Origin of the sequence: Planococcus halotolerans, from assembly GCF_003289955.1 — a bacterium.
GTDB lineage: Bacteria > Bacillota > Bacilli > Bacillales_A > Planococcaceae > Planococcus > Planococcus halotolerans.
The window spans coordinates 576,376-589,127 of record NZ_QLZR01000001.1 but is presented as its reverse complement, the minus strand read 5'-3'; the positions used below and the strand labels follow the sequence as shown (position 1 = coordinate 589,127).

Here is a 12,752-nt window from a genome sequence, read left to right as displayed (position 1 = left end):
TCGGTTACACAAGCTTCACCACATAAAATCGTTTACAAATTTACACCAAATAAAACATGAAAAAGGGGAGACTGACATGAAAAAGATTTTTTCTTTATTCGTATTGGCAATGATGGTATTGGTTCTTGCAGCATGCGGAGGCGGAAACGACGGAGCATCTGAAGGTTCAGCAACTGAAGGCGGAGATTCAGGCGAAACAAAAACGATCCGCGCAGGTATCGGCCTTAACGATTCACACCCGCAGTACTTGGCATTATTGGAATGGAAAAAGATTGTGGAAGAGAAAACTGACGGCGCGATCAAAGTTGAAACTTACCACAGCAGCCAATTGGGCGATGACCGCGCAATGACTGAAGCTTTGCAGCTTGGTTCACAGGAAGTAACAATTCCTTCAACAGCACCAATCGCTAACTTTGTACCAGAATACAGCGTATTTGATTTCCCGTTCCTATTCCCGAACGAGCAAGTTGCGGATAAAGTATTGGACGGCGAAGTTGGACAGAAATTCCTTGATAAATTGGAAGACCAGAACCTTGTCGGCCTTGCTTACTGGGAAAACGGATTCCGTGATGTAACAAACAGCGAACGCGCAATTGAAACTGCAAGCGATTTCGAAGGCTTGAAGCTTCGTACAATGGAAAATGATTTGCACCTTGACGCTTTTAAAGCACTTGGAGCTAACCCGACGCCAATGGCATTCGGTGAATTGTTTACAGCAATGCAGCAAGGTACTGTCGATGGACAGGAAAACCCGATCCCGACTATCTACCTGCAAGGTTTCTATGAAGTACAGGATTACGTTTCTACAACACACCATATCTACAGCCCATTCGTATTCTTGATGAGCAAAGAGTTCTTTGATGGATTGACTGAAGAGCAGCAAACAATCGTAACAGAAGCAGCTGTTGAAGCGGGCGCACTTAACCGTGAGCTTAACCGTGAAGCTGTTGCAGAATATGCTGAAGAATTGAAAGCTGAAGGCATGAACTATAACGATGTAACTCCTGAAGCACGTGCTGAAATGGTTAAAATCGTACAGCCTGTCCTTGACGAGTACGCAGAAAAAATCGGTAAAGAAACTGTTCAGGAAGTCTACGACGCTGTCGCAGAAGCTGAAGCAGAATTGGCAGAATAATAAATAGGCAACGGCTTTGAGGAGGAATATTTCCTCAAAGCCGTTTTCTTGCTTTTCAGGTTATGGATTTACGCAGACCAACTCCCCTTGCAAACACATAAAAACTTATTGATAAAGGAGACCGACATGAAAATCATACATTGGTTAGACCGGCATATCGAAGAAGTACTATTGGTGCTTTTTTCCACGATCATGGTTGCGGTCATTTTCCTGCAAGTAGTCATGAGACAACTCGACAGTTCTCTGTCCTGGACTGAAGAATTGGCGCGCTACAGCTTTATCTGGCTTGTCTATATCGGCATTAGCTATGGCGTCAAAAAAGACCGGCACATCAAAGTGGATGTCCTGCTATTGGTGCTTAAAAACAAAGGCAAAATCATTTTGACGATCATCGCAAACCTGCTGTTCATCGCTTTCGCCATTTTCGTTATCCGTTACGGCTATGACATTGCGAGCCAGTTGCTGGCATTCGGCCAGAAATCTCCGGCCAACCAAATTCCGATGGGGCTTATCTACCTGGCAACACCGGTCGGCATGGGCTTGACGCTGATCCGCCTGGTACAGAACCTGGTGAAACACATCAAAGCGTTAAAGCATGAAATGAATCTAGACAAGAAAGTCGAAAAACTAGGGTAAGCCCGGAATGAAACATCTAGGAGGTTTATAGAATGACTATTGCAGTGTTATTTGGCAGCTTTGCGCTTTTGCTGATCCTGACGGTGCCAATCGGTATCGCAATCGGCTTATCAACACTTATTACTATTATGTATACAGGCAGTCTGCCGGTCGAATTCCTTGCGAAGGAATTGATCACATCTGTCGATTCTTTCCCGTTGATGGCGGTTCCGTTCTTCATCCTTGCCGGTGAAATCATGGGCAAGGGCGGTATTTCCGAACGCCTCTTTAATGTAGCGAACGCGCTAGTCGGCAACAGAACCGGCGGCTTCGCCATTGCTACAATTATCACGTGTATGTTTTTCGCAGCCATTTCCGGTTCCGGCCCCGCAACAGTTGCGGCAATCGGCGGAATCATGATTCCAGCAATGGTGCGCCAGGGTTATGACATCAAATTCGCAACGGCTACCGTAGCGGCAGCCGGATCGATCGGTGTTATCATCCCACCGAGTATCCCGATGGTCATCTACGGAGTAACAGGCAGCGTATCAATCGGTGATCTTTTCATCGCCGGTATCGTTCCCGGGATCCTTGTAGGTCTGTCTATGATTGCATGGGCATACTTCTATTCGAAGAGCAAAGGCTATAAAGGTCTTGAAGAAAAGACTTCATTCAAGAAAATCGGAATCGCTTTCTGGGAAGCGAAATGGGCATTGCTCATTCCCATCATCATCCTTGGCGGTATTTACGGCGGTTATTTCACACCGACAGAAGCCGCTGTTATTGCAGTAGTCTATGGTTTATTCGCAGCGATGGTCCTTTACCGCGCATTGAAAGTCCGTGATCTTCCGAAAGTCATCATCGATTCCGCATTGACGACAGCGACTGTACTGATCATCGTCGGAACAGCGAACGCTTTCGGACGTCTTTTGACAATCGAACAGGTGCCAAACCAGATTGCTGAGGCGATGCTGTCAATTTCCACAAACCAGTACGTCATCATTCTGTTGATCATGCTGTTATTGCTGGTCGTCGGTATGTTCATGGATACACTTGCTGCCATCATCATTTTGACGCCGATTTTGCTCCCGATTGCGGTTCAAATCGGTTATGACCCGGTGCATTTCGGTATCTTGATGGTCGTCAACCTGGCAATCGGTTTCTTCACACCACCGGTCGGAGTCAACTTATTCGTCGCATCCGGGATTTCCGGCGTATCGATCGAATCGCTGTCTCGCGCCGTCTTGCCATTCGTTCTTTCAATGATCATCACATTATTATTCCTGACATTCGTTCCGGCTATCACGATGTTCTTCATTCCGGAGTAATGAAACCGGGAATTACGTTAGAGAAGGTTGTGTCTTAAATGGAGAAATCAGAAGTGTTTACATTTGGCGAAACGATGGTGCTGTTCCAGCCTGAGCAGATGCTGCCGCTCGAATACATTCATCAGTTTCCAAAGAAAATCGGGGGAGCGGAATCGAATGTCGCGATCGGCCTTACGAGACTTGGTCATTCCGTCACTTGGTTCAGCAAACTCGGCAACGACCCATTCGGACGTTTTGTATTGAAAAGCATCCGCGGAGAAGGCGTCGACGTATCAACCTGTCTGCTGACGGATGAAGCGCCGACTGGCCTCCTGTTTAAAGAACAATTATCGCCGGAAGACATGAACGTCTATTATTACCGGAAAGGATCTGCCGCGAGCCTGATGCAGCCGGAAGAATTGGATGCCGGCGCAATTGCTGCAGCGCGCATCCTGCATATCAGCGGCATCACGCCAGCGCTTAGCGAGTCGGCACTTGCCACTGTCATGGAAGCAATCGACATCGCGAAACGCAACGGCACGACAATCGTTTTTGACCCGAATCTGCGCCTGAAATTGTGGAGCGCTGAACAAGCCAAAAAGACATTCAATGAAATTGCCGCAAGCGCCGATGTCATCCTGCCTGGACTTGATGAAGGCCAGCTGATGACCGGCGAAACGGATGTCGAAGCAGTGGCTCAGGCACTTGCTGACGGGGACAATGAAAAAATCATCGTCATCAAATTGGGCGATAAAGGGGCTTACCTGCATGCCGGCGAGCAGAAAACTTACATTGAAGGCTTTCCGGTAGACCGCATCGTCGACCCTGTCGGTGCCGGAGACGGCTTTGCCGCAGGTGTCATCAGCGGCCTGCTGCGCGAAGAGCCGCTGGAACAGGCGGTACGCCGCGCCAATGCAATCGGCGCAATGGTCGTCGGTGTCAGCGGTGACATCGAAGGCTTGCCGACATTCGAGGCAGTCGAACGCTTCATGAAACCAGCCGGCGCAAACCGCGACGTGAAACGTTAAACCGAGGAGGAAACAACCATGAAAAAATGGGAAAACCTTATTCGCCTAAAAGAATCGGGACTTATCGCAGTCATCCGTAAACCCAAACAATCACAGATCCACCAAATCGCAGAAGCGCTTGTCGAAGGGGGCACCGGTGCCCTTGAAATCACCTTGGACACTCCCGGTGCGCTCGACATGATCCGTGAGCTGAAAGAGAAATTCGGCGACCGCGTCCTTGTCGGCGCAGGTACCGTTCTCGACGCGCCGTCCGCAAAAATGGCCATCGATGCCGGGTCGGATTTCATCTTCTGCCCAAGCTTCGATATTGAAACCATCCAGATGGCGAACCGCTACGGCCGCATCTCCATTCCGGGCGTCATGACGCCGACTGAAATTGTGAATGCTTATTCCGCAGGCGCCGACCTGTTGAAAATCTTCCCGGGTGCCGCACTTGGTGAAGCCTATATCAAAGATCTGCAAGGACCACTTGGCCATATTCCGATGATGCCGACGGGCGGCGTTTCTTTGGACAACGTCGAAACCTTCATCCGGAATGGTGCCGTGGCAGTCGGAGCTGGCGGCTCCCTCGTCGACAGCAAAGCGATCGCTGAAGAACGCTACGAAGTGCTGACGGACCTGTCCCGCCAATTTATCGAAAAAATTAAAAACGCTCGGAGTTAAATCCGGCGTTTTTTGGCGTTGGACGAGGTTAAGGATGACGTTTCGTTATTGTTGTCGTTATCTTGGTTATTTAGCGTACGCTGAGATTAGCTGTTGAATCAGCGAACGCCGATATATCTCGCTGAACGCCGGAATAATTCTCTGAGCGCCGGATTATCCGGCTGAACGCCGGAATAATTTTTTGAACGCCTGATTAAATCTCTGAACGCCGAATTATAATATCACTTAACATCAGCAAGAAGGAAAAGTAGCTGATATTAGCGAAATTCGACTCTATTTTTATCAGTATCATTTCAAAAGATAAAATCAAAAGACAAACGGATGCTTTTCGCACGCGAAAAGCGAAAAACCGACAGTTTACATCATAAAAAAAGAAACGAGGGTTTTATTGTGAAAATCACGAAGCTGGAAACATTTATCGTTCCGCCGAGATGGCTGTTCCTGAAAATCGAAACCGACGAAGGCATTGTCGGCTGGGGAGAGCCGGTCGTTGAAGGCCGCGCCGCTACAGTCGAAGCTGCAGTACACGAACTGGGCGATTACCTGATCGGAAAAGATCCGCGTCGTATCGAAGATTTGTGGCAGACAATGTACCGCTCAGGTTTTTACCGCGGAGGCCCGATTTTGATGAGCGCTATCGCTGGCATTGACCAGGCGCTTTGGGATATCAAAGGGAAGTACCATAATGCACCGATCTCGGAATTGATGGGCGGCGCTGTCCGCGATTCAGTCCGTGTCTACTCATGGATCGGCGGAGACCGTCCGAATGAAGTCGGAACTGCGGCAAAAGCGGCTGTTGAAGCCGGATTCACTGCCGTCAAGATGAACGGTACGGAAGAACTTCAATACATCGATTCCTACGAAAAAGTTGACCAGGCGGTTGCACGCATCGCGGCAGTCCGTGAAGCGGTTGGCGAATATATCGGCATCGGCATCGATTTCCACGGCCGCGTACATAAACCGATGGCGAAAATTCTTGTCAAAGAGCTTGAGCAATTCCGTCCAATGTTCATCGAAGAGCCAGTCTTGCCGGAAAACAATGAAGCCCTGCGTGAAATCGCGCACATCACCAATATTCCGATTGCGACAGGTGAGCGCATGTTCTCGAAATGGGATTTCAAGAAAATCCTGTCTGACGGCTACGTCGATATCATCCAGCCGGATCTGTCGCACGCAGGCGGAATCACCGAATGCAAAAAAATCTTCGCGATGGCGGAAGCTTACGATGTTGCTGTTGCGCCGCATTGCCCGCTTGGCCCGATCGCATTGGCATCCTGCCTGCAAGTCGACGCCACGTCGCATAACGTCTTCATCCAGGAACAGAGCCTTGGCATCCATTACAACCAGGGCAGCGATCTGCTCGATTACCTGAACGACAAAACAGTTTTCGAATACAAAGACGGCTATGTCGATATGCTACAAAACGCAGGTCTGGGCATTTCCATCAATGAAGACTTCGTCCGCGAACAGGCGAAAATCGGCCACAACTGGAAAAACCCGGTATGGCGCCATAAAGACGGTTCCATTGCTGAGTGGTAGAAACTAATTAAAATTAATGAGTTAACTATTGCAAACGGCTTCGGCGCTTTGGACAGTGCGAAGATTATGCTCCTGCGCACTGCTCGTCGCAAAGGTAGCGCCATCTTCGTATGGCATACCTTGACTCCCGCAATAAGCCGAGAAGACCACTCGTCTTCTGCTCCGTCGGCATTTGCCTTCTCCATAGGCGCGCCGGCGCTGAGAGCAGTCTCTAAAGATATGTAGCAAAATAACGAAGACTCCTGGGGGACCAAGCGAAGTGGCGAGATCCACTCGGGCGAAGAGAATCGAGCACGAGTTAGCTTGGCGCGAGCCGCCCGGAAAAAACACTGTGCTCCTGCATCGCTTCGCTGCTTCGTCTCAAAGACTTAGCCTCGCAAGCGTCGGCTAATGTCTTCGTAGTTATTTTGCGGAATATCGATTACTTAAGTTTCTTATTTATTCATCTAAAAGGAGAGAAACCCCATGAGCCAATTCAAAGTGGTCGTCACCGACTATGAATACAGCACATTCGCACCGGAAGAAGCCGTTCTGGATAAACTCGGCATCCAACTGACTTTCGAACAATGCAAAACGGAAGACGACGTCATCGCAGCCTGCAAAGACGCGGATGCGCTGATCAACCAGTACGCACCGATTACACGCAGAGTCATTGAACAGCTCGATAACTGCAAAGTCATCTCACGTTACGGCGTCGGCTTTAACACAATTGACGTCGATGCAGCGACGGAAAAAGGCATCATCGTCGGCAACGTCACTGACTATTGCCTGGATGAAGTTTCGAACCATGCGATGGCGTTGCTGCTGTCGCTGGCGCGTAAAGTGACGCTCCTCAATAACTCGGTGAAAAACGGCGTCTGGGATTTTAAAGTCGCTGTGCCGATTTACCGACTGCAAGGGAAGACGCTCGGCCTTGTCGGTTTCGGCAATATCCCGCAGACTGTTGCGAGAAAAGCAAAGGCATTTGATTTGAACGTCATTGCCTACGATCCATTCGTGGCACCTGAAGTCGCTGCCGCCCAAAACGTGGAACTTGTGACGCTCGAAGAACTTTGCGAGCGCTCGGATTACCTTTCTGTCCATGTGCCACTCAATGCGCAGACGGAAAAGATGATAAGCACGAAAGAATTCGCTATGATGAAAAAAGAAGCATTTATCATCAACACGGCCCGCGGCCCGATCATTGATGAACAGGCATTGATTGAAGCGCTACAGGCAGGAACAATTGCCGGCGCCGGCCTTGATGTGCTTGAAACAGAACCGATTGCCGCAGACAACCCGCTTCTTGCAATGGACAACGTAATTCTGAACCCGCATTCCGCATTTTATTCTGTTGAAGCGGAAACAGAGCTTAAGCGCAAGACGGCGGAAAACGTGGCCGACGTGCTGTCGGGCTATTATCCGACCTATCTGGTCAATAAAGCCGTTAAAGAGAAAGTGAAATTGGAAGACAAGCTGTAAACACTAAAGGAGGAATTTTCATGGAGAAGAGCGTATCGAAAGACATTACCGTCAATATTTCGGACAAGACGACCATCGTCGAAGTCAGTAAAGCCACACAGAAATACCAGTCGGAGATTTACTTGAAGAAATCAGTCAACGGCACGCCTTATGAAATCAACCTGAAAAGTTTCCTCGGCCTGATTACGCTGCAATTGCGCAATGGCGACGAACTCAATATCCGTACAGTCGGTGAAGATGCAGAAGAAGCGATGGCAGACGTCGTTTCCTATTTAAGCCAGGCTTAAGGGGGCTTTTCGGATGGCAGAGAATCAGGACCTTTACAAAAAAGCCGCAGCGGAAAAGGCAGTGGAATATGTGGAAGATGGCATGGTGCTCGGACTCGGTTCCGGCACGACCGTTTACTGGCTGCTGAAGCGTCTCGGTGAACTGGTCGACCAGGGACTCAACATCAAAGGCATTCCTTCATCACTCCGGACAGCAGGCTGGGCGAAGGAATTCGGCATTACGCTGACGGATTTCTCGGAAGTCGAAACACTCGATCTGGCGATTGACGGAGCGGATGAAATCGGTCCGGATTTCCAGCTCACCAAAGGCGGCGGCGGTTCACTCGTCCGCGAGAAGCTCGTCAACGCACACGCCAAGCAAGTCATCATCATCGCTGACCAGTCAAAAATGGTCGACCGCCTTGGCAACTTCCCATTGCCGGTCGAAGTCCTGCAGTTTGCGTGGCAGCGCACGGCTGACAAAATCGCAACGCTCGGTGCCAAGCCGGTGCTGCGGGAGCGGGACGGCGAAGTGTTCGTGTCGAACAACGGCAATTATATCCTCGACTGCGCTTTCGGGTCGATCGAAAATCCGCACGCGCTCCATAACGAACTCAAGCTTCTGCTCGGTGTCGTCGAAACCGGCCTGTTTATCGATATGACCGATAAAGTCATTTTGGCGGGACCGGACGGAGCTCAGGTAATCAATAAAAATTAATACCTTTGGACAATGAAAGAACGCCTGCAAAAGTCTTCAGACATTTGCGGGCGTTCTTTTTGTAATGCATCAATCATGATTTACTGCTGAAAATCTTAACTTTAGAGAAGACAAAAAGAACACCAATGATTGAAAATACGATAAAAGCGAAAGGATAAGAAGTCCCTTCAATCAATAGCCCCGCAATAATGGAGCCAATCGATTGCCCGATTCCTAAAGAGAAGAAGGCGATGCTGACGCCGATGAAAGGCGAGTCCGGAAACTGGCGGGTGCCCCATACGATTATTAAACCGGTCATGAAAATGAATGAGATGCCAAAAAGTACAGCTGAAAAGTAGCTGGTCGGCTGATAAGGGAGGATCAGGACAAACAGAGATGAGGATAACACGAAAATCCCTAACCGGTAAGAGCTTGCCAGTCCCAGTTTATTGATAATTGCACCTGCAATCTCTCCAAGTATGCCGGCGCCTCCCATGATGATCCAGAACACTACACTCTCGGTTATTGGGAAGTCATGTATCAAGGTCACATAGCTTCTTGAAAAGGTCCAGTAGATGGAGGAAGCGAATCCGATTCCTATAGAAGCAAAAATGAGAAACCGGGCGTTCAGCAATAGCTTCGTCCCCAATTCCAGACGAGCGGGTACGGAAGAACCTTGTGTTTTATTCCTTAACGCAGCCGCATTCCACCAGACAGAACCGAAAGCAAGGACAGCGAAAAGAACATAGGCCCATCTCCATTGTTCGGAGAACAGCAAAGCTGCAGGTCCAGTAAGGATGATGCCGACACTGGTGCCGGTATTGATCCATGTATTGCCTTTGTCCTGCAACACGGGAGTTAAGGACTGAACGACGATTTGGCTAAAGGCTGGCGAAATCCATCCGCTGCCAAGACCAGCTATGAATGCGCTGAGGAGCAAAGTGATGAAATTTGGTGAAGCAGCCATCCCGACCATGCCAAGAATCGCAGTTACACCGGATAACAGCACTATATGCCGAGCCCCGGATTTGGATATGAATATGGAGGCGGTGATTAAAGCTGCGGTATAGGCTATATAAGCCGCCGAGCCCACATAACCCGCCTGGCTTTCTGATAAATCCAGGTCGGAGCTGATATCAGGCAGAAATAAACCGAAGCTGTATCTCGCAAAAGCATATGTAACGCCGATCATGGATATACCGGGTAAAACGATTTTCCACATAATAATCAACTCCAATTTTTATATAGAACGGTCACTATACTTTACAGGTAAAAAAAGTAAGCTATTAACTTACTTCAATACAATCAACGAGAGACATTAGTACTTCTTCCACTTCCTTGATATCTGTGGTTTCGGCCATCGAAGTGGAGCCTTCAAAAAAAAGGGAAAGTTTTAAAGCTTCGATTCTCGCCAATCCGTACGTTTGAATAAAGTGAATCAAATTTTCTTTATGGGAATTTACTCTTGTGACAATCGAGTGATTCGGCTCACTGCTGAATTCCTCTTTTGCTCGCAAGAACATACAGCCGTTCGAAGCACTGTTTTTCAGCCACAGAAGATGTGCGTAAGTCAATTTTTCCTGCACAGTGCCAGTTTCCTCGTCGATGACTTTCTTCAGCAAATCAAAATAAGCCTGCTCTCTTCTATTGAGGATTTCTAAAATCAATTCCTCTTTAGAGGCAAAATGATTATAAAGCGTCATAAGCGCAACCCCGGCTTCCTGCACAATCGCTTTTAAACCAATTGCATGAAACCCATGGGCATAAAATAGCCGTTCTGCGGTGATCAGTAAATCTTCTCTTTTAGTACTCATAGAATCGGCCTCCTCTTACATTAGATATAACGGTCACTCTAAAATTAGCATGCAATAGTCCAGAATTCAATTAAAAACGGCTGGCGCATGAAGCCAGGAAATTTAAATTTAGACTTTTCGTTGGTTGTATCAATATTTAAAAGATGGTAATTAATTTACATTTTACGGTATTTTTCATGTAGACTTGTAATAGACAGTTAATTCACGAAGAGGATAGCGTTTCCGGAAAGGGGCTGTAAAAATGCGGATTATTAAATGGTCGCCTATTCTGATGCTGCTTTTTTGCTCGGCCTGCTCGTCGGTCGTCATTGAAGAAGCAGAAAACGTGCGGCTGGATTATTGGGAAAAAGAAGATGCGGAAGAGCTGATTGAACAAGAATACCTGGATGAAAGCAACGGGCTCAATGTTTTTGCAGACGCAGTCAATTCTGCCGAGGAAATGGAAGAGGGCAAGATCATTACAACCAGGCCAGTGCTCTCGATGGAATTCATGATGGAAAATGAAGAAAACCGGTCTTATCATTTATGGGTGACAGAAGATGGAGAAGGCTACCTCCAGAGTTTGCATCCGCATAAAAACGCCACTCTCCGGATGGACGAAGAATCCGTTCAGGAAGTAAAGGATTTTATTGCAGCGAAAGACGATGTGGAAGTCGTGCAGGGAGAAATCGAGTTTGAACAATAATATTTGAAATGACAGAACCAGGAGGGATGTAATGGATTTTTTTATGGGTATTATACTTATTGGCATTGTATTAATTTCTTCAAGCATGATTGAAAAGAAATTGGACTCGCTGGGAGAACAGAATAACCGCGTCATTGAGCTATTGGAAGAAATACGGGATAAAAAGTGATGGACAGATACATAGTTGAATAAACAAAAGCCTTATCGCTTTACGCAAATCTCCAATTCTTTTAGTATGGAAAATAACTAAAAAATATCACTGACACACAAGTTGAAATTGCATCGATAAAATGCGGGGGACTATCATGCTGTCCGCAAAGCCGCAGAGAATCTTTGGTTCTTTGCGGCTTTTTTATTCAAATAAATTTGGACAGGGGAAGATCAATGCAGAAGCAGACAGAGCCTCCAAAGCCTCCAAAGCCTCCAAAGCCTACCGGTTACTACCTTTCACGTGTAAAAGACACCCATACTGAAGCAGGCAAAACTTATATCACCTTGTTTGCCCGGTTATCCATCAAAACGCCCCAGCATACCAAATCTGTCTGGGTGGAGATAGAGGAAGTTGCATGGGACCAGGCGAGCCGGCATCTGCAAAAGCTGCCTAATGCCGCTTACGATTATCAATTATCGGAGGCTGTATTCCGTGAGATGGAGAGGGTATCCAAAGATCAACTTGAAACGCTGTATTATTTCACTCCGCTGTATCAATCGGTTACTTTTAGGAAATTAAAGTAAGTGGCCGATTGAATTTCAATGGCTTTAGAGACTCACTAATTATTGTTATACGATTGGTTACATTAACTCCTGTTGATTTTTAACTTTTTCGGTGATGTTTTTACTTATCCCGGTGTAACAAATTCCCGGTAACGGGCCATTCATCTGTTTTCATTTCGTACGACCAAAAGATGATTTGGACATCATCTCCAAAACAATCTAAATTTATTTGTTGTGTTTTATTAAAAAATGAGAGCAGATTATTTTTTCAGTTATCTTAATTTGGTTTGATAAATTCAAATGATAAACTCTTTGTTCTTTAAAAATTATAACTTACCATTTTTTATGGATTACAATTGAGAAAATCAATTCAGAAGAACTATAGGTCACCAAATGCATTTATATACTTTAGAAGAGTGAGCATCTATTTCAAACGTATTCAACAATTCGCTTAATGCATAAAAAACTTGTTGATTCTGTTTTGATAATTTCTTTAAGGTATCATCATCTATATAAACAATTGAGTCGTCACTATTTCGGAAATATCTTTTCACTTCGTAGAGGGGGATATTGCGTATATTGCTTAATCCATTCTGACACACGGTAAATGTGGAATATTGATAGAGAGATCCATTAATGTATTCGTTTTCCCAGCAGAAGATTAAAATCAAATCATATCTTTTCATAAAAAGAATGGTTTCCTCTTTATCTATGAGCATAAGTTCTACAGTCCGGCCAACTTCGGTCTTAAGTATGTCTAAGTTATTATCTGGCAAGATAGGTTTTCGTTTAAAAATGAACATAATTCTTATCTCCTTATTTGAATAT

At 46.7% G+C, this 12,752-nt stretch carries 15 protein-coding genes; 12 read left to right on the top strand and 3 right to left on the bottom strand.

Annotation, left to right across the window (positions count from 1 at the left end; genetic code table 11):
- Positions 1–76: 76 nt before the first annotated feature.
- The 9 genes from DP120_RS02710 (at position 77) to rpiA (ending at position 8,732) form a co-directional block, all read left to right on the top strand.
- Entirely contained in the window at positions 77–1,135 is a 1,059-nt protein-coding gene (locus tag DP120_RS02710) for a TRAP transporter substrate-binding protein (protein WP_112221638.1), read from the top strand.
- 126 nt (positions 1,136–1,261) lie between these two features.
- Positions 1,262–1,771 (top strand): TRAP transporter small permease, encoded by a 510-nt coding sequence (locus tag DP120_RS02705; RefSeq protein ID WP_112221637.1) that lies wholly within the window; start codon positions 1,262–1,264, stop codon positions 1,769–1,771.
- 32 nt (positions 1,772–1,803) lie between these two features.
- On the top strand, positions 1,804–3,078 hold the full coding sequence (locus DP120_RS02700; protein WP_112221636.1) for a TRAP transporter large permease: 1,275 nt from the start codon (positions 1,804–1,806) through the stop codon (positions 3,076–3,078).
- Between the two features lie 38 nt (positions 3,079–3,116).
- Positions 3,117–4,085, top strand: coding sequence for a sugar kinase (locus DP120_RS02695; RefSeq protein WP_112221635.1), 969 nt, complete (start codon positions 3,117–3,119; stop codon positions 4,083–4,085).
- An 18-nt stretch (positions 4,086–4,103) separates the two neighbouring features.
- A complete protein-coding gene (locus DP120_RS02690; protein WP_112221634.1) occupies positions 4,104–4,748 on the top strand; it encodes a bifunctional 4-hydroxy-2-oxoglutarate aldolase/2-dehydro-3-deoxy-phosphogluconate aldolase in 645 nt (214 codons plus the stop codon).
- Positions 4,749–5,138: 390 nt separating this feature from the next.
- Entirely contained in the window at positions 5,139–6,287 is a 1,149-nt protein-coding gene (dgoD, locus tag DP120_RS02685; RefSeq protein ID WP_112222301.1) for a galactonate dehydratase, read from the top strand.
- 465 nt (positions 6,288–6,752) lie between these two features.
- Positions 6,753–7,748, top strand: a complete 996-nt coding sequence (locus DP120_RS02680) for a C-terminal binding protein (protein ID WP_112221633.1) — start codon at positions 6,753–6,755, stop codon at positions 7,746–7,748.
- A 20-nt stretch (positions 7,749–7,768) separates the two neighbouring features.
- Positions 7,769–8,035, top strand: a complete 267-nt coding sequence (locus tag DP120_RS02675) for an HPr family phosphocarrier protein (protein WP_112221632.1) — start codon at positions 7,769–7,771, stop codon at positions 8,033–8,035.
- A gap of 13 nt (positions 8,036–8,048) precedes the next feature.
- On the top strand, positions 8,049–8,732 hold the full coding sequence (rpiA, locus tag DP120_RS02670) for a ribose-5-phosphate isomerase RpiA (RefSeq protein WP_112221631.1): 684 nt from the start codon (positions 8,049–8,051) through the stop codon (positions 8,730–8,732).
- 73 nt (positions 8,733–8,805) lie between these two features.
- On the opposite strand, the gene DP120_RS02665 is transcribed toward rpiA, so the two are convergent.
- Together DP120_RS02665 and DP120_RS02660 are read right to left on the bottom strand one after the other, a co-directional pair.
- Positions 8,806–9,933 (bottom strand): MFS transporter, encoded by a 1,128-nt coding sequence (locus tag DP120_RS02665; RefSeq protein WP_112221630.1) that lies wholly within the window; start codon positions 9,931–9,933, stop codon positions 8,806–8,808.
- A gap of 64 nt (positions 9,934–9,997) precedes the next feature.
- Complete coding sequence (locus tag DP120_RS02660; RefSeq protein WP_112221629.1) at positions 9,998–10,525, bottom strand: TetR/AcrR family transcriptional regulator; 528 nt, start codon at positions 10,523–10,525, stop codon at positions 9,998–10,000.
- Positions 10,526–10,766: 241 nt separating this feature from the next.
- On the opposite strand from DP120_RS02660, the gene DP120_RS02655 reads away from it, so the two are divergent.
- From DP120_RS02655 to DP120_RS02650, 3 genes are all read left to right on the top strand, one after another.
- Positions 10,767–11,210: a YhfM domain-containing protein gene (locus tag DP120_RS02655; protein WP_112221628.1), complete on the top strand. Its 444-nt coding sequence runs from the start codon at positions 10,767–10,769 to the stop codon at positions 11,208–11,210.
- 31 nt (positions 11,211–11,241) lie between these two features.
- The gene (locus tag DP120_RS18340; RefSeq protein ID WP_165843700.1) at positions 11,242–11,379 is read left to right on the top strand and encodes a hypothetical protein; all 138 of its coding nucleotides are present in this window, start codon (positions 11,242–11,244) and stop codon (positions 11,377–11,379) included.
- A 215-nt stretch (positions 11,380–11,594) separates the two neighbouring features.
- Positions 11,595–11,945, top strand: coding sequence for a hypothetical protein (locus DP120_RS02650; RefSeq protein WP_112221627.1), 351 nt, complete (start codon positions 11,595–11,597; stop codon positions 11,943–11,945).
- A gap of 365 nt (positions 11,946–12,310) precedes the next feature.
- Here the strand turns inward: DP120_RS02650 and DP120_RS02645 are convergent, their stop codons facing one another.
- Positions 12,311–12,727: a hypothetical protein gene (locus DP120_RS02645; RefSeq protein ID WP_112221626.1), complete on the bottom strand. Its 417-nt coding sequence runs from the start codon at positions 12,725–12,727 to the stop codon at positions 12,311–12,313.
- Positions 12,728–12,752 lie beyond the last annotated feature (25 nt).

What these genes read in the sequence shown, in the direction of transcription:
- DP120_RS02655 (WP_112221628.1), top strand. Translation starts at nt 10,767, where the DNA reads ATGCGGATTATTAAATGGTCGCCTATTCTGATGCTGCTTTTTTGCTCG.
- DP120_RS02710 (WP_112221638.1), top strand. Translation starts at nt 77, where the DNA reads ATGAAAAAGATTTTTTCTTTATTCGTATTGGCAATGATGGTATTGGTT.
- DP120_RS18340 (WP_165843700.1), top strand. Translation starts at nt 11,242, where the DNA reads ATGGATTTTTTTATGGGTATTATACTTATTGGCATTGTATTAATTTCT.
- DP120_RS02695 (WP_112221635.1), top strand. Translation starts at nt 3,117, where the DNA reads ATGGAGAAATCAGAAGTGTTTACATTTGGCGAAACGATGGTGCTGTTC.
- DP120_RS02665 (WP_112221630.1), bottom strand. Translation starts at nt 9,933, where the DNA reads ATGTGGAAAATCGTTTTACCCGGTATATCCATGATCGGCGTTACATAT.
- DP120_RS02690 (WP_112221634.1), top strand. Translation starts at nt 4,104, where the DNA reads ATGAAAAAATGGGAAAACCTTATTCGCCTAAAAGAATCGGGACTTATC.
- DP120_RS02660 (WP_112221629.1), bottom strand. Translation starts at nt 10,525, where the DNA reads ATGAGTACTAAAAGAGAAGATTTACTGATCACCGCAGAACGGCTATTT.
- DP120_RS02705 (WP_112221637.1), top strand. Translation starts at nt 1,262, where the DNA reads ATGAAAATCATACATTGGTTAGACCGGCATATCGAAGAAGTACTATTG.
- rpiA (WP_112221631.1), top strand. Translation starts at nt 8,049, where the DNA reads ATGGCAGAGAATCAGGACCTTTACAAAAAAGCCGCAGCGGAAAAGGCA.
- DP120_RS02700 (WP_112221636.1), top strand. Translation starts at nt 1,804, where the DNA reads ATGACTATTGCAGTGTTATTTGGCAGCTTTGCGCTTTTGCTGATCCTG.
- DP120_RS02675 (WP_112221632.1), top strand. Translation starts at nt 7,769, where the DNA reads ATGGAGAAGAGCGTATCGAAAGACATTACCGTCAATATTTCGGACAAG.
- DP120_RS02645 (WP_112221626.1), bottom strand. Translation starts at nt 12,727, where the DNA reads ATGTTCATTTTTAAACGAAAACCTATCTTGCCAGATAATAACTTAGAC.
- DP120_RS02680 (WP_112221633.1), top strand. Translation starts at nt 6,753, where the DNA reads ATGAGCCAATTCAAAGTGGTCGTCACCGACTATGAATACAGCACATTC.
- DP120_RS02650 (WP_112221627.1), top strand. Translation starts at nt 11,595, where the DNA reads ATGCAGAAGCAGACAGAGCCTCCAAAGCCTCCAAAGCCTCCAAAGCCT.